19 protein-coding genes are annotated in these 19,887 nt (G+C 41.0%); 9 read left to right on the top strand and 10 right to left on the bottom strand.

Going from position 1 to position 19,887, the window contains the following annotated elements; genetic code table 11:
- Nucleotides 1–29 precede the first annotated feature (29 nt).
- The 5 genes from cdd to AACM45_RS15090 all read left to right on the top strand — a co-directional run bounded on the left by cdd (nucleotide 30) and on the right by AACM45_RS15090 (nucleotide 5,135).
- Entirely contained in the window at nucleotides 30–536 is a 507-nt protein-coding gene (cdd, locus tag AACM45_RS15110) for a cytidine deaminase (RefSeq protein WP_339143782.1), read from the top strand.
- An 80-nt stretch (nucleotides 537–616) separates the two neighbouring features.
- Nucleotides 617–1,615, top strand: a complete 999-nt coding sequence (gene pdhA / locus AACM45_RS15105) for a pyruvate dehydrogenase (acetyl-transferring) E1 component subunit alpha (RefSeq protein WP_339143736.1) — start codon at nucleotides 617–619, stop codon at nucleotides 1,613–1,615.
- A 4-nt stretch (nucleotides 1,616–1,619) separates the two neighbouring features.
- Nucleotides 1,620–3,269, top strand: a complete 1,650-nt coding sequence (locus AACM45_RS15100) for a pyruvate dehydrogenase complex dihydrolipoamide acetyltransferase (RefSeq protein ID WP_339143735.1) — start codon at nucleotides 1,620–1,622, stop codon at nucleotides 3,267–3,269.
- A gap of 87 nt (nucleotides 3,270–3,356) precedes the next feature.
- The gene (locus AACM45_RS15095) at nucleotides 3,357–4,373 is read left to right on the top strand and encodes a M28 family metallopeptidase (protein WP_339143734.1); all 1,017 of its coding nucleotides are present in this window, start codon (nucleotides 3,357–3,359) and stop codon (nucleotides 4,371–4,373) included.
- A gap of 84 nt (nucleotides 4,374–4,457) precedes the next feature.
- A complete protein-coding gene (locus AACM45_RS15090; protein WP_339143733.1) occupies nucleotides 4,458–5,135 on the top strand; it encodes an SDR family NAD(P)-dependent oxidoreductase in 678 nt (225 codons plus the stop codon).
- Nucleotides 5,136–5,180: 45 nt separating this feature from the next.
- On the opposite strand, the gene AACM45_RS15085 is transcribed toward AACM45_RS15090, so the two are convergent.
- The 5 genes from AACM45_RS15085 to AACM45_RS15065 form a co-directional block, all read right to left on the bottom strand.
- Nucleotides 5,181–5,963 (bottom strand): hypothetical protein, encoded by a 783-nt coding sequence (locus tag AACM45_RS15085; protein WP_339143732.1) that lies wholly within the window; start codon nucleotides 5,961–5,963, stop codon nucleotides 5,181–5,183.
- A gap of 145 nt (nucleotides 5,964–6,108) precedes the next feature.
- Nucleotides 6,109–6,756: a hypothetical protein gene (locus tag AACM45_RS15080; RefSeq protein ID WP_339143731.1), complete on the bottom strand. Its 648-nt coding sequence runs from the start codon at nucleotides 6,754–6,756 to the stop codon at nucleotides 6,109–6,111.
- Between the two features lie 211 nt (nucleotides 6,757–6,967).
- The gene (locus tag AACM45_RS15075; protein WP_339143730.1) at nucleotides 6,968–7,402 is read right to left on the bottom strand and encodes a hypothetical protein; all 435 of its coding nucleotides are present in this window, start codon (nucleotides 7,400–7,402) and stop codon (nucleotides 6,968–6,970) included.
- 98 nt (nucleotides 7,403–7,500) lie between these two features.
- Complete coding sequence (locus AACM45_RS15070) at nucleotides 7,501–8,133, bottom strand: peptidylprolyl isomerase (RefSeq protein ID WP_339143729.1); 633 nt, start codon at nucleotides 8,131–8,133, stop codon at nucleotides 7,501–7,503.
- A 12-nt stretch (nucleotides 8,134–8,145) separates the two neighbouring features.
- A complete protein-coding gene (locus tag AACM45_RS15065; protein WP_339143728.1) occupies nucleotides 8,146–10,524 on the bottom strand; it encodes an amylo-alpha-1,6-glucosidase in 2,379 nt (792 codons plus the stop codon).
- A gap of 66 nt (nucleotides 10,525–10,590) precedes the next feature.
- On the opposite strand from AACM45_RS15065, the gene AACM45_RS15060 reads away from it, so the two are divergent.
- From AACM45_RS15060 to AACM45_RS15050, 3 genes are read left to right on the top strand one after another with little or no spacing between them, the layout of a single operon-like run.
- The gene (locus AACM45_RS15060) at nucleotides 10,591–11,196 is read left to right on the top strand and encodes a SprT-like domain-containing protein (protein ID WP_339143727.1); all 606 of its coding nucleotides are present in this window, start codon (nucleotides 10,591–10,593) and stop codon (nucleotides 11,194–11,196) included.
- A gap of 10 nt (nucleotides 11,197–11,206) precedes the next feature.
- The gene (locus tag AACM45_RS15055) at nucleotides 11,207–12,286 is read left to right on the top strand and encodes a mannose-1-phosphate guanylyltransferase (protein WP_339143726.1); all 1,080 of its coding nucleotides are present in this window, start codon (nucleotides 11,207–11,209) and stop codon (nucleotides 12,284–12,286) included.
- Nucleotides 12,287–12,288: 2 nt separating this feature from the next.
- Nucleotides 12,289–13,740: a DUF389 domain-containing protein gene (locus tag AACM45_RS15050; protein WP_339143725.1), complete on the top strand. Its 1,452-nt coding sequence runs from the start codon at nucleotides 12,289–12,291 to the stop codon at nucleotides 13,738–13,740.
- 75 nt (nucleotides 13,741–13,815) lie between these two features.
- On the opposite strand, the gene AACM45_RS15045 is transcribed toward AACM45_RS15050, so the two are convergent.
- Together AACM45_RS15045 and AACM45_RS15040 are read right to left on the bottom strand one after the other, a co-directional pair.
- Nucleotides 13,816–14,583 carry an ABC transporter ATP-binding protein gene (locus tag AACM45_RS15045; RefSeq protein ID WP_339143724.1) on the bottom strand — a complete coding sequence of 256 codons (768 nt, stop codon included), beginning with the start codon at nucleotides 14,581–14,583 and terminating at the stop codon, nucleotides 13,816–13,818.
- Nucleotides 14,580–15,320, bottom strand: coding sequence for an MlaE family ABC transporter permease (locus tag AACM45_RS15040; protein ID WP_339143723.1), 741 nt, complete (start codon nucleotides 15,318–15,320; stop codon nucleotides 14,580–14,582). Before AACM45_RS15040 ends, AACM45_RS15045 begins: the two co-directional genes overlap by 4 nt.
- A 116-nt stretch (nucleotides 15,321–15,436) precedes the next feature.
- On the opposite strand from AACM45_RS15040, the gene pafA reads away from it, so the two are divergent.
- Nucleotides 15,437–17,107 (top strand): alkaline phosphatase PafA, encoded by a 1,671-nt coding sequence (pafA, locus tag AACM45_RS15035; RefSeq protein ID WP_339143722.1) that lies wholly within the window; start codon nucleotides 15,437–15,439, stop codon nucleotides 17,105–17,107.
- Here the strand turns inward: pafA and AACM45_RS15030 are convergent.
- The 3 genes from AACM45_RS15030 to AACM45_RS15020 form a co-directional block, all read right to left on the bottom strand.
- Nucleotides 17,104–17,952, bottom strand: coding sequence for a glycosyltransferase (locus AACM45_RS15030; protein ID WP_339143721.1), 849 nt, complete (start codon nucleotides 17,950–17,952; stop codon nucleotides 17,104–17,106). The two genes, pafA and AACM45_RS15030, sit on opposite strands and share 4 nt — an antisense overlap.
- 46 nt (nucleotides 17,953–17,998) lie before the next feature.
- Nucleotides 17,999–18,547 (bottom strand): methyltransferase, encoded by a 549-nt coding sequence (locus AACM45_RS15025; RefSeq protein ID WP_339143781.1) that lies wholly within the window; start codon nucleotides 18,545–18,547, stop codon nucleotides 17,999–18,001.
- A 111-nt stretch (nucleotides 18,548–18,658) separates the two neighbouring features.
- On the bottom strand, nucleotides 18,659–19,717 hold the full coding sequence (locus AACM45_RS15020; RefSeq protein WP_339143720.1) for a 3-oxoacyl-ACP synthase III family protein: 1,059 nt from the start codon (nucleotides 19,715–19,717) through the stop codon (nucleotides 18,659–18,661).
- Nucleotides 19,718–19,887 lie beyond the last annotated feature (170 nt).

The following is a 19,887-nucleotide window of genomic DNA, read 5'->3' as shown; positions in this document are numbered from 1 at the left end:
TTCAATCCAAAAAGTCTAAACCGAATTCAATACTTAAAAGTGTTTGTTTGAAAAAGAAAATAAGTTTTGAGTTAAGTATTTACGATGCTATCGACGAATTACCAAGGGAATATCAAAAACTCTTGGATTCGGCAGTCAAATCAAGGAAAAAAGCCTACGCCCCATATTCCAATTTTCAAGTAGGGGCCGCCGTGCTTTTAGGGAACGGAGAAATAATACTTGGCAATAACCAAGAAAATGCCTCGTATCCCTCTGGGCTGTGTGCAGAACGTGTAGCTATCTTCTGTGCTGGTGCCAACCATCCTAATGAAGTCGTCAAGGCCATTGCCATAAGTGCCAATTCAAAAGACTATGAGATGAAAATCCCTGCCGGACCTTGTGGAAATTGCAGGCAGGCGATGATGGAGTATGAGCATAGGCAAAAAAGTCCGATAGCAATTTTAATGAGGGGCAAAAAAGGACCGATTTATAAGTGCGATGCCGTGGTCGATTTATTGCCACTAACATTCAATAATTCTTTTTTAAGGGATTCTTAAGTCAAATTTTCCACAAAACAGATATATACGTATTTTTGTTTTTCCTTTAATCAGGGCATTAGTATTAAACATACCGATTGATGAAAAAAATTACAAAAGAGGTTTACCTTAAATGGTACGAAGACATGTTTTTTTGGCGCAAGTTTGAAGACAAACTGGCGGCTGTTTATATTCAGCAAAAAGTAAGGGGATTCCTCCATTTGTATAACGGTCAAGAGGCAGTGCTTGCCGGTTCTTTGCATGCTATGGACCTCACTAAGGACCGAATGATTACGGCATATCGTAACCATGTTCAGCCGATTGGAATGGGCGTTGACCCCAAAAGGGTAATGGCCGAGTTGTATGGCAAAGTAACCGGTACCTCTCAAGGTATGGGTGGATCTATGCATATATTCTCAAAAGAACATCGATTTTATGGCGGACATGGTATCGTAGGCGGCCAGATTCCCTTAGGTGCCGGATTGGCATTCGCCGATAAGTATTTTAAACGTGACAACGTTACCTTATGTTATATGGGTGATGGTGCCGTACGTCAAGGCTCATTGCATGAAGCATTTAACTTGGCCATGTTGTGGCAATTGCCCGTAGTTTTCATCTGTGAGAATAACGGTTATGCCATGGGTACTTCCGTGGCCAGAACATCATACTCTACGGATATTTACAAATTGGGCCTAGGCTATGAGATGCCCTGTGCTCCCGTAGATGGTATGGACCCCGTAACGGTTGCCAAAGAAGTTGATAAGGCCATAGAACGCGCAAGAACCGGGGGCGGCCCAACCTTTTTGGAAATGAAGACGTATCGCTATCGCGGACATTCCATGTCAGATGCACAGCATTACCGAACCAAGGACGAAGTGGAGGAATACAAAAAGATAGACCCCATAACCCAGGTTAAGGATGTCATTCTAGAAAAGGACTATGCGACCGAAGAAGAACTAAAGGCAATCGACAAGCGTGTCAAAGACTTGGTGGTTGAATGCGAGAAGTTTGCCGAGGAATCTGATTTTCCACCGGTACAGCAACTGTATGATATGGTTTACGAACAAGAAGATTATCCATTTTTAAAACATAAACTCTAGGTACATGGCAGAAGTTATTAATATGCCCCGATTGAGCGATACCATGGAAGAAGGTACCGTTGCAAAATGGCTGAAAAATGTGGGTGATAGAATAGAGGAGGGTGATATTTTGGCCGAAATCGAAACGGACAAGGCGACCATGGAGTTTGAGTCGTTCCATGAAGGTACCTTATTGCATATCGGTATTGCAGAAGGTGATGGGGCACCGGTCGACTCGCTATTGGCCATTATCGGTGAAGAGGGTGAGAATATCTCCAGTCTTTTGGATGGAGGGGGTACGGCTGCCCCTAAAGAAGAGCCTAGTGAGGCACCAACCGAAGATTCCAATTCAAGTGGGAGTGCCGATGATAGCGCCCCGGTTGAGATACCAGAAGGGGTCGAGATTATCAAAATGCCCCGTTTGAGTGATACCATGGAAGAGGGCACCGTTGCAAGCTGGTTAAAAGAGGTTGGTGATGCGGTAGAAGAGGGGGATATCTTGGCAGAAATCGAAACGGATAAGGCCACGATGGAATTCGAGTCCTTTTATTCGGGAACACTTTTGCATATTGGTATTGCTGAAGGTGAGGGAGCACCCGTCGATTCCCTATTGGCCGTTATAGGGCCAGAAGGTACTGATGTGGACGCCGTGCTAAAGGCGAAGCCCGGGTCGGAAGCTCAACAGCCCACTTCTGAAGAAAATACGAAAGTAGCTGCGGAACCTACCGAAAAAGAAACTTCCAATGATGCTACAACATCCTCTTCGGATGGAAATCGAATTTTTGCCTCGCCATTGGCCAAAAAGATAGCTGCCGATAAAGGGGTAAACCTTGCCGATGTTTCGGGCAGTGGTGACGGGGGGCGCATCATTAAGAGGGATATAGAGAATTATAAACCTTCCGCTGCCGCTACATCAGCTCCGGTCAAAGCAAGTTCAGATACTGTTTCTGCTGCTCCCGCAGCTGCCGCACCAATAAACCTTCCTGTGGGGGAAGAAGGTTCTGAAGAGGTCAAGAACTCGCAGATGCGCAAAGTGATCGCGCGACGTTTGAGTGAATCAAAATTCTCCGCACCACATTATTATTTGACCATTGAGGTCGATATGGACAATGCCAAGGCATCTCGTGCACAAATCAACGCACTTCCTGAAACCAAGGTCTCTTTTAATGATATGGTACTCAAAGCATGTGCCATGGCACTGAAAAAGCATCCCCAAGTCAATACGACATGGAATGATGATGTCACGAAGTACAACCATCATATTCATATTGGGGTGGCCGTCGCTGTTGATGATGGTCTTGTGGTGCCTGTCTTGAAATTTACAGATCAAATGAGTTTAACGCAAATAGGGGGCGCCGTAAAAGATATGGCAGGTCGGGCACGAAGCAAAAAACTGACCCCTGCAGAAATGGACGGAAGTACATTTACGGTTTCCAATTTGGGGATGTTCGGAATACTTGAATTTACCTCAATTATCAATCAACCCAACTCCGCAATTCTATCGGTCGGTGCCATTGTCGAAAAACCGGTGGTGAAAAATGGTGAAATAGTCGTGGGCAGCACCATGAAAGTGACATTGGCCTGTGATCATAGAACCGTTGATGGTGCTACCGGAGCACAGTTTTTACAAACCCTACGGGCGTATTTGGAAAACCCGGTAACGATGTTGGCGTAACTATTTTAAAACACGAGGTTTGAATAAAAAAGCATCCTGGATAATAGGATGCTTTTTTATCTTTAACACTAATATAATTTAGAACACATGAGAAATGTACTAGTACTTTGCACCATTGCCCTTATTTATGCTTGCGGAAGTACGCAAACAAAAAAAACAAAAACAAATGGGGCCAGTATTGGAGGTCCGGATGGCTTAAAGGCCAAAATAACCCAAGTTACTTCAAATGGTAATGGCGCATTTACCGATGCAACAAAAGTGGAAGCCATTATGAATTATTTGGCCTCTGATGAGCTTAAGGGGCGGGATTCTGGAAGCGAAGGTATTGAGATGGCCGCGGCATATATAGAAAAACGATTTTCAAATCAAGGGGTAGTACCTTATTTTACCGCTTTTAAGGATACCTTATCCAATTTTGAAAGACCCGCTTATAATATCGTAGGTTTGATTGAGGGTACGGATCCAAACCTAAGAAAAGAATATATCGTAATCGGGGCGCACTATGACCATATCGGTGTCATTAATGCTGAAAATGGTGATGCTATTGCCAATGGTGCCAATGACAATGCCTCAGGTACCACGACCGTTCTTGAGTTTGTACGCTATTTTTCTCAAAATAGGACGAATAAAAGAAGTTTGGTATTTGCCTTGTTCAGTGCTGAGGAGAAAGGATTGTTGGGGTCGAAACATCTTGCCAAAAAACTCAAGGAAGAAGAAATGAACCTGTATACTATGTTGAACTTTGAAATGACAGGTGTGCCTTTAAAGGGAAAGGATTATGAGATTTATATCACGGGCTATAACAAGTCAAATCTGGCAATGGTGAGTAATACATATGCAGAGGAAAAATTGGTAGGGTTTTTACCCACGGCCAAAGAATACAATCTGTTTCAACGGTCTGACAACTATCCGTTTCATCAAGAGTTTGCGGTGCCCTCGCACACCTATTGTACCTTTGATTTCACCAATTTTAACCATTATCATAAAGTGGGCGACGAAGTCGATATTATGGATTTTGACCATATGGCTACCATCATCAATAAAATGATTCCGGTTGTAGAGGGAATCGCCAATGCCGAAACGCAAGAGATTAAATTGAACTAAAAACCATCGGTCACTTTAAACGTAGTCCAAAAGAAAGCTTTTAGGATATGGGCTGCATTTTGGAGAAAGGCCTAACTATTTTTTATGGCTAACATAGTAATTTCAGGGACCAGTAGGGGAATAGGTTTTGAATTGGCGAAGCTATTTGCCGATGATGGACATAAAGTATTGGCGCTTTCAAGAAATCCTAGACCCATTCTCGACCTGAACCATGCGAATATCGCGACCTTCCCCTTTGATTTGGGCGAAGCTGATGACTATAACAAGGTGTCCGATTTTATTGAAGGTTGGAAAACGGTCGATATTTTGATCAATAATGCAGGTCGTCTTCTGAACAAGCCATTCTTAGAGACTGAAATGGATGAATTTGAAGCGGTTTATAAGGTGAATGTCTTTGGTGTTTCAGCATTGACCAAGACAATTTTACCCAAAATGTCAAAAGAAGGCCATGTAGTGACCATAAGTTCTATGGGAGGTGTTCAAGGTAGTCTAAAATTCCCAGGGCTTTCAGCGTATAGTTCCAGTAAAGCTGCGGTGATTACCTTAACGGAACTTTGGGCAGAGGAATTCAAGGAAGCCGGTCCCTCATTTAATGTATTGGCTATTGGTGCGGTACAGACCGAAATGTTGGCAGAAGCTTTTCCCGGTTATGAGGCTCCGGTGACTGCGTTGCAAATGGCCATATACATCAAAGACTTTGCATTGACCGGAAACAAGCTTTATAATGGCAAATTGCTTCAGGTCAGTAATAGTACGCCTTAGCATTGTGAACAAGCAATTGCTTGTAGCCATTGTTGTACATAGTATTTATTTCATTAACTCTATTTGGTATTTCGTAGCATCAAAAGCCACTTGTAAACCTCTTAAGTTTGGTTCTGATTTGTTTTGTTCGAACAATTCAGTCAAGTGTTCAGTTTGTTTGGTAACATTATCATTCTCTTTCTTAAAGATTAGATATTTTAAGAGAATTAAATTCACCGTAATTTTATCTAAAATATTTATGTCACTTTGATTAAGATATTCCGCTATTGTACTTTTTATCTTGGAATCGTTTTCGGATAGTTCATCGAATAAGTAAGCATTGGCCAAGTCAGATTTATTCATAGTTGAGTAATCGTTTTGGTCCGACATATCTTTTCGGTAAGTCATTTTGTTTCCATTTAGAGAATACCATCTAGTGTAGGAATCATTTTCCATTTTAATTTCTTTTTCGAATACTTTTTTCTTTACAGTCCAATTAGTAAAGGCTATTAAAAGTTCCGTTCCGTCATCTTTCTTTAGAATAGCAAAGCGAATCAAATAGTTTCGTTTTCCAGGTTTTTCAATTTCGATGTCCAATTTACTTTCTACTGAAACGTATTTTTTCAGTGCTTTTAGAATAGATGAAACGTCTTCAGGACTTGCTTCTGGAAACAGATTTTCTCTTAAAAACAGGTCTATATACAAGTAATGAGTTAAATAAAAATCATCTATTTTCAGATAATTCGCTTCTATCAAATTTTCGGTTTTGATATTGATTCTGTCAGATTGAGAATATCCAAAATTTGTAAATATTGCTAATAGTAAAAGTGTAATTAGTTTTCTGTTCATTCTTTTGGGTTATATCGTGTACGACGGTTCGTGTATGGCTTGTTGCGGAAAAAGTCCGCTGGACTTTTCCGCCCACAGACCCAAGTTAGCGAATCAGGCTAGATTTTCCAATCGGAAAATCTGCCGCAATGAGCTATACATAATGTTATGTGCCGTAATTTTTATGCTCGTGAATTTCGATACTTGTAGTTTTCCCCTTAGCCTCATTTGTCACTTTCTTTATATTTCCCTTGCCATCTCTTTCGAACTTACTGGTACTGATATAAGTACTTCTGTCTCGATTAAATACCAGTGATTTTACTAAAATCCTAAGATTGTTTTCGTCAAATTCCACCTCGGTTTGTAGCAATTCTGGTTTTTCTTTTATCCGCCATACTCTCGTGGTATTTCCGTTTTCGTCATATTCATATCTAAAGAGTCCATTATCACTAAATTCCTTTAAAGGTTCTTTTTCCCCTGATAGATCATATTCTTGGTCAATTCGTTCTATTTCTTTCCTTCGTTTGTCTAATGAAATCAATATTCTGTTCTTTGGACTGGGATGTTCAAATTTGTAATGAGTTTTTATTTTTCCATTGGGGAAATATCTTTTCGATTCCACAAGCCTACCATTACGATCATAAGAATTCCAGTCCCAAAGCCTTTTTTTACTTGGATTTTCAAGGTCCACTTGATAGATACTGGTTTCTTTGATTTTATTATTTTTTCTAACGTCCGCTAACTTTTTCCAGATACTTTGGGAAAATCCCGAACAAGAGATTAAAAATGTGATAAGTAAAATAACTTTTTTCATTTCGATTTATTGGTATTGTATATAACACAGTATCTATGAACAGTAGAGTAGCAAACTAAAGTTTACCTTCCATCATGCACATAGTGATTTTTTTATTTGTCCAGCTAAAAAGCAAAATCCAAAAGATTTTGCGAACTTCATAAAAATACACAAACCTTGCGACTAAGCCCGAAGCCCGTATTGTTTATAGGTTTTGTTGCACGCAGTTTTTTTATTCACCTTTTATTAAATCCTGTGCTTTTTTAATTCCGCAACCAATCACAAAAATTCTAGTCCGGTAATCATTAATTCCTCCGTATGGAATTTTGTCCGTCCAATATTCAATTCCACGGTTGTTGAGTTCCGATAATATTCGTTCAACGTCTTCGTCAGATTTATGCATTCCGATATAATTCCGATTTGCGTGTTCGTCCTCTTTAATTTTTTTTAGAGCGTATTCCACAGCTTCTTTTTCGGTCGCAAAATGTTTCAAAGTCTCTTTATCTCCACGTTCCGTATAGAACCATTGGAAAAGTCCGCCATTATTTTCCAAACCATGCCCTTCGTAAATAGCATTTCCATTAATGCTATAACTGTTCATTGGATAGCAATTTTCCTTTAGCCATTTTTCCAAATCAATGATAGTTTCTAATTCTGCTTCAGTCATTCTTAAATTGCGTACAACAAGTGTATATGATTATTGATTAAATCTCCATGATACGTTCTATAAAAATATAAAATTAAAGACTCTTGTTAACTAAGCCTTTATTCAATGAATCTAACCCTATATATCGTATCAAGCTTTGGGTATTTCTTGATAAAAGCATCCAAATCGTTATACATTAAATCTAAATTGGTCATGGTCGTATCCGCATAGCCATCGTACAGCGCTTCTAAAACATCCATGCCGCTGATGACTTTTCCAAAAGTTGGGAATCCGGTCACGCCAATATAATTCAAGGTATCTAAGCGATGGTTGTTGCGCAGGTTAATGAACAAATCCGTTCCACGGGATTCCTTGCCGCCACGTGCGAAACTCAAGGTGCCTTTGGCATTCCCTTGTAAAACAGGTTCATCGGGAATCTTATAACGATTCCAACCGTTGTATATCACGCTGTCATTGCCCCCGAACTGGGCCACAAACCCCGGGTTGACCCTATAAAATAGAATGTTGTCAAAATATCTGGTCTTAACCAATTGGTAAAAGCGGTCCACGGCTTTCGGGGATAATTTTCGTTCTACCTGTACCTCAAAATTCCCTTGTGAGGTTTCGAATCTAGTGAGAAAGGTTTCAGGAGCAGTAGTTTTGGGCCAACTTGATTTAAATTTTGAACCAGAGCAAGCCGCTATAAGGGTTAAGATTATGATGAATAAAAAAAGTGTTGCCCGGTTTCTCATGGGTTGGTTCAATTAATACGTAACGGAAATAGTACTGCCTTTACCGGTAACCAGAATTCCATCATCCAAATTTTCAAGTGTTCCAACCACAGCTACTGGTTTATTGGTATTCGGCAGGAGTAGTTTGAGGGTCCAATTGGTATTGGTTTGGTTTACCGTGACTGAAGGTTTGTTATTGGTCATTGAATAAAAAATCGATATTTCATTATCCCCAACCTTAACATTTTCCAATGAGGCCTCCTTCCATTTATCGGGCATTTGGGGGGCAATAACCACTTCTTTTGCTGCAGCATTGGGTTGCATGCCAAAAAACTGGTGTACGATGGGGTAGGCGTAGCTGTAGATATTCCATGCCTGGGCCATCATGCCAAAATCGGGCGATACTTCGTACATGCTGCCCGGTAAGGCATAGCTAAATGAACGGGTCATACGTTCTAAATAATCTAAAGCCTCGTTAGGTCGACCATAATTATTTTCAGCAATGGCCGATACACCTGTGGGTAAGGTCATTACCGCCCCGGTATATGTAAAGATAGGTGGGGCCTTATAGGCGTTTTCATTGGAGCCTGCCGATTCATCGCGATCAATCCCCGTAACGAAAACCCCGAACGGATTTACATAGTTTTTGACCGTTTCCAGTGCTTTTAGGGCTTTTTCGGTATCGGCGATACCCATTTCCATGGGGGTATTTACGACCCAGTTATGATGCAGCACGAAAGGTCTCGGTTTGTTTGACGGATTATCTAAGATAAATTGCCTGGTCTGCTCCATTTCTTTTACAGACCAAGGTTTTTCAAGGGTGTCGGCACGTACAATGGCATCTTCGATTAGATGTAAGGCCTGCTCATCGGTACCGATAAAATCCGCATAAGAGTTGAAATCCTCAGACCAGAATTCCGTGTTGATTTTTGTCTTAAGATTTGCTGCTATGGCCTCATAGGTGTTCGCTAGGGCTTTTTGGCCTAAAACATCGGCTATTCGTGCGGCATCGGTAAAAGCTTGTTGGGTGTATACGGCAACATCGATCATTTCGCTATCAAGACCGTGAATTTCCATCATCCCGAATCCTTCGGGGAACCCATTTTTATCTAAATCGTTTTCATTCATTAACCACTGTAGTCCTTTCTTGATTGTTGGAAAGTATCTTGCTAAAAAGGATTCATCACCGTTCCACTGGTAAATACGCCAAATTAAAGTGGCGAATTGCGGGGTTTCATTGATATTGCCAGAATTGAATACAGCCCCATTGGTAGACATTTCATGAATGATCTTGCCATTGCCATTGACCGCTGCCGAGACACTATCCAAAAGCTTGATGGTATTGTAAACGGCATCTTCTTGCCCAACTGCCATATAACCTTGTAAGGCATATTCACTATCGACCCCAAACCACCAAGGGTAATCTGGGATGCCCGCCGTGATACCCGTTCCAATTTCTGGAACCGTCCGTACCAGCCAATCACAGTTGTATTTTAACCATTCGAAAGTCTGTTCCAGTTTTTTATCCGGTATCGTGAGTTTGGTTTGATCGGCCAATTGCATATAGCGCAATCTCTTTTCTTCAAATAACCTTGGCAGATTATCTTGGATTTCCTTTAACGTCGAAGTCGCGGCTTCCCTTGATCGGTATGAGCCGGCAATCGCGAAGGTTATTGTTTTAGATTCATGGGGTTTCAGGCTCATAGGATATCCCAGTACATTTGACACGCCATTGCCCTGATATTTCTTTTCGGTACCGGCCTTTTTATCTGGGGCTATTTGTGCATTATAGCAAACAAACCAAGGATTTTTTTGATCCTTTACGACCCATCCGTTGATGTCATCGTTAAAAGTGGCAGAATCTTGCCCATCGATCATTTCAGTACGTTCGCCCAACCAAGTCGGCCTTAAATCAGCGTGGCCTACAAAATCCAATGAAAACGTTTGGGCCTCAGAACCTTCATTTGAAAGTAGCACTTGTATCGCAATACCTTCAATACCATCTGGCACAAATTGCCAGCGTTCTATCTTAAGGGATTTTTCGGGGATGCTGAATTTGTGTGTATTGGCAAATGGATAATTCACGAATGATTCGGCGTTTTCTAGGCTGTGGGTAAGGTCGGGCCAATTTAACCGAATATCAAAACCATCCATCAGTTTTATAGGATGATTCCAAATACCACCCATTTCACCTTTAATATGCCATCCCAATTCAGGGAAAGTCCCATCTTGATGCCCTACCATATATACCCTATTTCCAGCGGTCACATAAGGAGAGGGTAGGTATTCAGCCTTCCCTTTGATTCCGTTTTCATCGGTAAGCCCATCGGTAAAAGAAAATGGTGTTTGTTCACCACAACCAATAAGAACGATCCCCAAAAGAAATAGCGGAACATAAAGAAGATATTTCATATAAAATTGTTTGATTTATAAAGATACCTAATATCGAGAATAGATAGAATCGTTATTTTTACCGCCGTGAGCGACGTATTGCAAAAGTACCTTCCAGAGCGGGCCGTTGAACCTTGCTTTGATTTGATAAGAACCCATGGGGTCAATCTTAAGATTGTAGACCATAGGGTTACCAGACATGGTGATTACCGCAGATTGTCCAATGGGTTACATCAAATAACGGTAAACGCCTCATTGAATAAATATCGTTTTTTGATTACCTTAATACATGAGATCGCACACCTGGTAGCTTTTGAAGAGTTCGGAAAACGAATCAAGCCACATGGATTGGAGTGGAAACGTACTTTTCAGCGTCTAATGGTGCCATTTATAAGGCCAGAGATCTTTCCATCCAAATTGTTGCCCTTAATCGCGAAGCACTTTAGAAACCCAAAAGCGAGCAGTAGTACGGACGCCAATTTGTCCATTGCCTTAAAAGCGTATGACACGACGCAACAGAAAGATAATTCCTACGTTTTTGAATTACCCTTGGGTAGTACCTTTCGTTTGTACAACGGTAAGCTTTTCAAAAAGGGTAAAAAACGTGTTAAAAGGTACGAATGTATAGAATTGGCAACGGGTAGGTTGTATTTATTTCAGCCGAATGCCGAGGTCGAATTAATAAGAGACTAAATAATTGACCATGAATAAGAATTATTACGCCGTTTTAATGGCAGGTGGCGTTGGATCGCGATTTTGGCCTGTGAGCACTACGGATAATCCGAAGCAGTTCCATGATATGTTAGGTACAGGTGATACCTTGATCCAAAAGACTTTTGCACGACTAAATCGATTCGTGCCTACCGAAAATATTTTGATACTTACCAATGAACGTTATAATGATTTGGTCTTAAAACAATTACCCGAAGTTAAACAGGAACAGGTCGTTTTAGAACCGGCCATGAGAAATACGGCACCATGTATTTTATATGCCGCATTAAAGATTCAAAAAATGAACCCGAATGGCGTCATGATAGTAGCGCCGAGTGACCATTGGATAGAAGATGAACAAGCATTTGAAAATGATGTAAAAACTTGTTTTGAGAAATGTGAAAAAGAAGAGGTCTTATGTACTTTGGGTATTCAACCGACCTACCCGAATACAGGTTTTGGTTATATCGAATATCAGAAGGAGGGAGGGGCGCCGCTAAAAAAGGTAGCCCAATTCCGTGAAAAACCTGATTTGGAAACGGCCAAGGACTTTTTGGACCAAGGTAATTTTTTGTGGAACGCCGGTATTTTCATATGGAGCGTGCGTACCATTGTAAATGCCTTCAAAAAACATCAAGGATCACAGTTTGATTTGTTTGAGAGTGGGTTGTCTTGTTATAACACGAATGAAGAACAGGCTTTTATTGCCGAGAATTATCCAAAGGCGGAAAACGTTTCGATAGATTATGCTATCTTGGAGAATTCCAAATCCATTTATACCTTACCCGCAACTTTCGATTGGAATGATCTAGGCACTTGGGGGGCCCTTTATGAAAAATTGTATAAAGACGAAGCCGAAAACGCCGTGGTCAATGGTCAGCCCCTTCTAATTGATGCTAAAGGCAATATGATTCGTTCGGCAAAGAACAAGATCGTCGTTGTAGATGGTCTTGAAGACTATATTATCGTTGATAAAGATGATGTTTTATTGATATATCCAAAGTCGAAACAACAAGACATTAAAAAGGTGCGCGGTCAAGTACAAGAAAAATTCGGCGACCAATATGCTTAGCTATGGGAGAAAATTTATTTGAGGAAAAGCCTTCAGCTGCGGACAGCAGTGAAGAAATAAAAAAAGACTTTAAGGGTCTTTTGGGTAGTGCCCAAAAGTTTTTATTCGAACTTTTAGAGATTCGCAGCAATACGGACCCTGTTGCTACAAAAGAATCGATTATTGCCGATATCCCTTTCAAAGGACACACTTCTTGGATTCTTGTTTGTTCTATTTTTATTGCATCCATTGGTTTGAATGCCAACTCAACAGCCGTTGTCATAGGGGCAATGTTGATTTCTCCGTTGATGGGCCCTATATTGGGCATGGGCATGTCGTTGGCCATAAATGACATTGATATGTTACGCCGCTCCCTTAAAAACTTTGCCGTGATGGTGGTTTTAAGTGTGTTGACGGCGTTTTTGTTCTTTTACTTTTTTCCACTTCGGGATGAGTCTTCTGAGTTATTGGCACGCACCGCACCAGATATTCGAGATGTCTTGATTGCCTTTTTCGGTGGCTTGGCACTGGTGGTGGCCAGGGCCAAAAAGGGAACCATTGCCAGTGTGATTTTCGGGGTGGCCATTGCTACCGCTTTGATGCCACCTTTATGTACCGTAGGTTTTGGCTTGGCCATCGGCAAACCACTTTATGCTTTGGGTGCCATGTACCTGTTTACCATTAATACCATATTTATTGCCTTGGCCACCTTTTTGGTCATTAAGTACCTCCGTTTTCCAATGGTGCGCTATGCCAATTCAAAAAGGCGAAGATTGGTTGCCAGATTGGCTTCTGTGGTAGGCTTGGCTGTCATGATTCCCGCGGGGATAACTTTTTACAACGTTTTGCAGAAATCGTTGTTCTTAAAACAGGCCCAAGAATTTTTAGCGGACACTGTTGAGATCTATGAATTTAAAGACAATGGTCGTTATGAAAATGGTTTGACCGATATCCATTTTGACGAAAAGTTGGGATCTTACCTTGAAGTCGCCATTTTAGGTACGGAAGAAGTGCCAGAGAATATCGTTAACATGTGGCGCAATAAGAAGAATACCTATACCCGATTGAAAGATGCTGATCTAAGGGTCTTGCAGGGTGGGCGCGATGATTCAGAACAGAAATTCAACTATGTCAATGAGCTTTACGAATCAAAAAAAGCAGAGCTGTTGACGAAAGAAGAACGTATAAGGGTCTTAGAGGAAGAAGTGGCAAATCTGGGTAAATATGCAGCGCAGAGCATTCCTTTTCAAGAAATAAGCGCAGAAGCCAAGATCAATTATGAGAATGTGGTCGGATTAGGATTTTCAAACCGAATCCAAACTGATTTTAATAAATTGGATACCGTGGCATTGTTTGAGCTGCAGCTCAAAAAGGGACTAACATCGGATCAACGCCAAGGAGAACTAAAAAAAATGACCTCATGGCTTAGGGTGCGCCTAAAAGATAGTACGCTTCAAGTCAAAATAGTGGAATGATATTTACTGCTATCCCTAGAATTCAGTGAAGTTGTTTCAAGGATAATTGGAAGTATTAGAAGGTCGGGGTTTGGGTCAATTGCGTTCTTCAATATACATTTGCCGAACTTTTTTAAAAAGTTCTGAAGAATATACAAAGTCCGTAACGGCCTTGTTATCGGTTTTGAAAATTTCCTTATTGGTTCCTTCCCACTCTTTATAACCGTTTTTTAGGAATATGATTTTTTCCCCAATTTCCATTACGGAATTCATATCATGGGTGTTGATTATCGTAGTGATGTTATACTCTTGGGTTATCTCTTGAATCAGGTTGTCCATAAGGATGGCGGTCTTGGGGTCCAATCCGGAATTTGGTTCGTCACAAAATAGGTACTTCGGATTCATTACGATTGCCCGGGCGATGGCGACCCTTTTTTGCATACCCCCGGATATTTCAGATGGATATTTCTTATGGGCATCGATCAAGTTTACCCGTTGTAAGACCTCATCGACTCTATCCCTTAATTCGCCCTTGCTTTTTTTGGTAAACATATCCATCGGAAACATTACATTTTCCTCAACCGTCATCGAATCGAACAGGGCGCTTCCTTGAAAGACCATTCCCATCTCTTGTCGTAAATCACGACGCTCACCTGATGATAATTCTGAATATACCTGTCCACTATAGCAAATACTACCTTCTTCAAGTTCAAAAAGGCCCAATAGGCATTTTAGGAATACTGTTTTTCCAGATCCACTTTGTCCAATGATCAAGTTGGTCTTGCCTTGATCGAAACAAGTGGTTATACCCTTAAGAACATGGGTGTCACCGAACGATTTATGTACATTGCTTACCTCAATCATTGGCCTAATAAAAGTTGGGTTAATACGTAGTTCAAAATAATGATAACAACACTCGTCCAGACAAAGGCCGTCGTACTTGCCTTACCTACTTCTAAAGCCCCACCTTTCATATAAAAACCATGATATGACGGAACGGTAGCGATGATAAAGGCAAACACCAAGGTTTTGATAAAGGCATAGGTAACATGAAAAGGGATAAACTCCATTTGTAACCCTTTGATAAATTCACCGCTCGGGGCATAATCGCCAACTACTGCGGCCACCCATCCACCAAGTACACCCACGTACATAGCGATTGCAACGGCAAATGGAAACAATAGCATTGCTATAATTTTGGGGAAAACCAGATAATTCAGGGAGTTTACCCCCATAACTTCCAAAGCGTCAATCTGCTCGGTGACCCGCATAGTCCCAATACTTGAGGTAATGTAAGAACCTACCTTCCCTACCATGATAATGGAAGTAAAGGTCGGGGCAAATTCAAGAATCACCGATTGTCTGGTCGCAAAACCAATAAGGCTCTTCGGTAGAAACGGGCTGGTGAGGTTGAGCGCGGTCTGAATGGTGACGACACCACCGATAAAAAAAGCAATGAAAATGATGATGCCCATTGACCCAAAGACCAATTCATCGATTTCCTTTAAAATAAGCGATCTCATGATACGCCATTTGGTTGGTTTCCTAAAAACCTCCCATACCATAAGAAAGTACTTACCAATCGCCGCTATGTAACCCATGCATTCAAATTCTGCTTCGAACGTAAAAATACTAATATTGGTTTGTATTTAACCTTGATTTAATTTTTTAGCCAAAGTAATTCGATAGCTTTGTGCAGTTCATAATTTTATCCAAAATGAGAAAAACCACCCTTTTACTACTTGTTTCACTGGTAATGACCGCACATTGGACTATGGGACAACGTAGAAAAAAAAATAATACACCCCCTGAAGTAAGTACTGTTGAGGCTCCACCGAAGCTTATAGTGGGCATTGTGGTCGATCAAATGCGCTATGATTATCTGACCCGTTTTTGGAACCATTACGGTGAAGGTGGTTTCAAACGAATGGCGACCCAGGGCTTCAACTGCAAAAATAACCACTTCAATTATGCGCCTACCAGCACGGGGCCAGGGCATGCTTCCGTCTATACCGGCGCGACACCGTCAAGCCATGGTATTATCGGTAATAACTGGTTTGATAAGCAAACGGATAAAGATATCTATTGCGCTTCCGATGAAAATTATGAAACTGTGGGTACAAATTCCGAAGGCGGTAGAATGTCGCCCCGTAACCTATTGACCACAACCTTACCGGATCAATTGCGATTGCATACCCAAATGCGGGGGAAGACCATTGCGGTCGCCCTTAAAGATAGAGGTGCGGTCTTACCCGGTGGTCATACCGCAAATGCGGCCTATTGGTTTGAAGGGGGTAATACGGGAAAATGGATAACCAGTACTTATTACATGGATAAGCTTCCTGATTGGGTAACTACATTTAATGCCTCGGGAACGATAAAGGAGTATAAAAAGGATTGGAATACACTAAAAGATATTGACTTGTATGTTGAAAGTGGGACGGATAATAACACCTACGAAGGTCTTTTTGAAACCGAGTCAAGTCCGTCCTTGCCCCATAGTACTCCAAACCTATTGAGTAAGACCGAAGATTTCGAGATTATCAAGTACACCCCTTATGGGAATAGCCTTACCACCGATTTTGCCATTGCGGCCTTAGAGAACGAAGGTCTGGGTATCGACAATGTTACAGATTTTCTAGCCATAAGTTATTCCAGTACGGACTATATCGGGCATAAATTTGGGGTGAACTCAAAGGAGATACAAGATACCTACATTCGTCTTGATATGGATTTGGAGCGCCTGTTGAACACTTTGGATGCTGAGGTCGGAAAGGGTTCTTATACCCTATTTTTGACTGCTGACCATGGCGCGATAAATGTGCCTAGCTATCTAAAGGATGTCAAAATACCTGCTGGATATTTGGACTATGGCGAAATAAAGGAGGAGTTCACAAAATTTGTGGAATATCGTTTTGGCACTACCGATATCATTAAAAGTATCAGTAATTATCAAGTATTTCTAGACCATAAGGTGATTTCGAATCTTGATATGGATTTAGATGACGTTCAAGAAGAAATCGCTGCAGAACTACTGCGATACGATGACATGGATAAAGTGTTTACCGGGTATCAAATGTGGCAGAATGACTATACCCATGGTATTCCCTATATTTTACAAAATGGATGGCATCAAAAACGTTCCGGTGATGTCTTATTCGTTCCGAAACCTGCCCATATCTCTTATGGGAGTACAGGTTCTACCCACGGGTCACCAATGATCTATGATACCCATGTTCCATTGTTGTTTTATGGCAATGGTATCAAAAAGGGGGAGACCGTTTCAAGAACCGAAATACCCGATATTGCCCCTACCATTGCAATTATGTTGGGTGTCGCTTACCCAAATGGAACTACAGGAAAGCCAATTGTTGAGGTTTTGGATTAGGCTATCTTTTTTAAGATTCCTTTCCATCGGTAATTTCGTATAAATTTTCCCTCAGGTTTGGTTACAAAACGCGGACTGTTTCTAAAGAAGGCTTCGAGGTACCCGAACATGGTTTGAAGGTATAACCTTGCACTTCGGGCCTGCCAGGCCATCTTTAAGGCGGTGAGTTTCGCCAGAACTATGCCGTATCTCATCTTAAAAAGCGCTTTGCCCTTGGCACGATGATTTTTGGTGGTGTATCCATGACCGGTTGGTCGAAGGTGTTTTACTTTCAGGTTTTCATCTGTCAAGACCTCAAAATCGTGGTATTTTGCCAAAAGGGTATCTACAGTATCCCAACCGGTAGCGGGTCGTAATCCTCCAATCTTGTTAAAACAGGCTTTGTGATATAGTTTTATAGGTCCGCGTACATGATCTTTGTTTGCAATATTTTCATAGAGCCATTTGTCGTTTTTCTTTATAAATAGCAGTCCGGAGCATAGACCGAGTTTCCAATTGCCCTGAAAATGATTGCGCATTTGTTCAAAGTAATTTTTAGGCAGTACGATATCCGCATCGAATTTACCAAGCAAATCGTAATCCAAAACATGCTTTAACCCATAATTGAACGTGTCGACTACCTTCTTTCCTGGAATATGCCCATTACTTTCGCCCTGTCTCTTAAAGACCCGTATCCACAGATGTTTTGAGGCAAAATCTGAAGCAATCGTATAGGTGTTGTCCGTTGAGTTGTCGTCTATGATCAAGAGTTCGTCAGGCGGTTGGCTTTGTTCCACCATGGAAGTCAAACAATCCGCTAGGTATTGTTCTTCATTGTGTGCGGGAATAATAATGCTGATATGCATTCGCTAAAATTCCAAAAAAGAAATTACATATTCCAAAAAAGGCGACTTATTTGATGTTCGCTACCTCATGGGTGTCGTTTCGCTCGGCATATACCAAGTAGTACCTATTGGTGAAATAACGAAGTAAGGGTCTGAGACCAATCTTCTTTGTCGGATTTGTCCATTTTACGGAATCAACGATTTTCCAACCTGATTTTTCAAGTAACCAATCAAATTGCCAATCTTCAAATTCATGATAATGCCTATCCCAAGGGTCCGTCTTGCTTCTATAGGCCGAAGCGAACCACAACCGTAACGGTATGCTTGCGACGAGCTTGTCACCCTTAATTTCCCTTAATACATTGAACGGGGCGATGAGATGTTCGAAAATTTCGAACGCCGTCACGACCTGGGCATTTGAGTTCTTTATTGTGGAAAAATTTAAATCTAAATCCTCGCCTGCGGTATTGCTTACGGTATACCCTTCTTTTTTTAAGATTTCAGAAAATGGGTTTTCGACACCCAAATCTAAAATAGCAGTTTTTTTATCAATGTGCTTTTTTAAGAATTCTAAGGTTATTCGATAGCGCTTGTGCGGATATTTACCTTCGTACATGCTGTAAAAATCCAAAATTTAAACAAGAAAATCTAAGAAAATCCAAAAACCATAAGAAGTTAAGGGGCATCATCCATATAATCAAGGGGTGCAATGCAATATCTTAGGTCATTAGACCCGATAGACCACGGCATTGATGTTCATTCCTGCACCAACACTGGCAAAAATTACAACATCCCCTTTTTGAAGACCATGGTTTTCCACTTTTCCTTTTCTAACCCTATCAAATAAAATTGGGACGGTTGCTACCGAATTATTACCCATTTCTTGGATTATCATCGGCATGACGGTTTCGGGCGCTTGTTTTCCGTATAAACGGTAGAATCTTTTGATAATGGCCTCATCCATTTTTTCATTGGCCTGATGTATGAATACCTTCTTGACCCCTTCAATGGCGACCCCACTTTTATTTAGGCAATCAGCCATCGCCTGCGGAACATGATTACATGCAAACTCGTAGATTTTTCGTCCATTCATTTTTATGTACCGGGTATCAGAGCAGCCTTCCTGATCATTGGTTTTATCAAAATATAGATAATAGGCCTCACCATTGGCGTGGGTCTGGCTTGCATGGCTCAATATTTCCCCATAGTCGCCATCTGCTTCCAAGATACAGGCACCAGCTCCGTCAGCGAAAATCATACTGTCACGATCATGCGGATCAATAACCCTAGAAAGCGTTTCCCCTCCGATGACCAAACATTTTTTAGCCATTCCACATTGAATGTATGCCTTGGCCTGAATCAGGGCCTCTATCCAACCTGGGCAACCAAATAACATGTCATAAGCTACGCATGATGTATTTTTTATTTTGAGTAGGTGTTTTACCCTGGTAGCAAGTGAGGGTAACGTATCGCCTTGTATTTTGCCATTTTCAACGTCCCCAAAATTGTGTGCAAAAATGATATAGTCAAGGGTTTCTTTATCAATGCCTGCATCTTGGATCGCTTTTTCGGCGGCAAGAAAGCCCAGGTCTGAGGTTTTGAGCTCAGGTGGGGCATACCGCCTTTCTTCGATACCCGTAATGGCTTTGAACTTTTCAATGATGGTTTCATTCGAATGCTCAAATTGATTGCCATCGGTCCCTAAAAAACGATGTTCTAAAAAGTCTTCGTTTTTCGTAATGACCTCCGGTAAATAACTTCCGGTTCCGGTGATTCCTATTTTCATGTAATGGAGTGTTAGTGTGGCTTTAATTTGTTGAAAGTTAATACAATCAAGGTTAATTATTATGCATGCATAATAAATTTATATGATATCCAATCCAAAAAAAAATACTTTGTTAAAAGAAAAACCCACTCCATAAATTTAGGGAATGGGCTTTTTCGCTATATTCTAAA

Source organism: Croceitalea sp. MTPC5 (assembly GCF_036985505.1).
GTDB lineage: Bacteria > Bacteroidota > Bacteroidia > Flavobacteriales > Flavobacteriaceae > Croceitalea.
The sequence above is the reverse complement of the archived record's forward strand: the minus strand, read 5'-3'. Positions and strand labels throughout refer to the sequence as shown.

What these genes read in the sequence shown, in the direction of transcription:
- pdhA (WP_339143736.1), top strand. Translation starts at nt 617, where the DNA reads ATGAAAAAAATTACAAAAGAGGTTTACCTTAAATGGTACGAAGACATG.
- AACM45_RS15100 (WP_339143735.1), top strand. Translation starts at nt 1,620, where the DNA reads ATGGCAGAAGTTATTAATATGCCCCGATTGAGCGATACCATGGAAGAA.
- AACM45_RS15095 (WP_339143734.1), top strand. Translation starts at nt 3,357, where the DNA reads ATGAGAAATGTACTAGTACTTTGCACCATTGCCCTTATTTATGCTTGC.
- AACM45_RS15090 (WP_339143733.1), top strand. Translation starts at nt 4,458, where the DNA reads ATGGCTAACATAGTAATTTCAGGGACCAGTAGGGGAATAGGTTTTGAA.
- AACM45_RS15085 (WP_339143732.1), bottom strand. Translation starts at nt 5,963, where the DNA reads ATGAACAGAAAACTAATTACACTTTTACTATTAGCAATATTTACAAAT.
- AACM45_RS15080 (WP_339143731.1), bottom strand. Translation starts at nt 6,756, where the DNA reads ATGAAAAAAGTTATTTTACTTATCACATTTTTAATCTCTTGTTCGGGA.
- AACM45_RS15075 (WP_339143730.1), bottom strand. Translation starts at nt 7,402, where the DNA reads ATGACTGAAGCAGAATTAGAAACTATCATTGATTTGGAAAAATGGCTA.
- AACM45_RS15070 (WP_339143729.1), bottom strand. Translation starts at nt 8,133, where the DNA reads ATGAGAAACCGGGCAACACTTTTTTTATTCATCATAATCTTAACCCTT.
- AACM45_RS15065 (WP_339143728.1), bottom strand. Translation starts at nt 10,524, where the DNA reads ATGAAATATCTTCTTTATGTTCCGCTATTTCTTTTGGGGATCGTTCTT.
- AACM45_RS15055 (WP_339143726.1), top strand. Translation starts at nt 11,207, where the DNA reads ATGAATAAGAATTATTACGCCGTTTTAATGGCAGGTGGCGTTGGATCG.
- AACM45_RS15050 (WP_339143725.1), top strand. Translation starts at nt 12,289, where the DNA reads ATGGGAGAAAATTTATTTGAGGAAAAGCCTTCAGCTGCGGACAGCAGT.
- AACM45_RS15045 (WP_339143724.1), bottom strand. Translation starts at nt 14,583, where the DNA reads ATGATTGAGGTAAGCAATGTACATAAATCGTTCGGTGACACCCATGTT.
- AACM45_RS15040 (WP_339143723.1), bottom strand. Translation starts at nt 15,320, where the DNA reads ATGGGTTACATAGCGGCGATTGGTAAGTACTTTCTTATGGTATGGGAG.
- pafA (WP_339143722.1), top strand. Translation starts at nt 15,437, where the DNA reads ATGAGAAAAACCACCCTTTTACTACTTGTTTCACTGGTAATGACCGCA.
- AACM45_RS15030 (WP_339143721.1), bottom strand. Translation starts at nt 17,952, where the DNA reads ATGCATATCAGCATTATTATTCCCGCACACAATGAAGAACAATACCTA.
- AACM45_RS15025 (WP_339143781.1), bottom strand. Translation starts at nt 18,547, where the DNA reads ATGTACGAAGGTAAATATCCGCACAAGCGCTATCGAATAACCTTAGAA.
- AACM45_RS15020 (WP_339143720.1), bottom strand. Translation starts at nt 19,717, where the DNA reads ATGAAAATAGGAATCACCGGAACCGGAAGTTATTTACCGGAGGTCATT.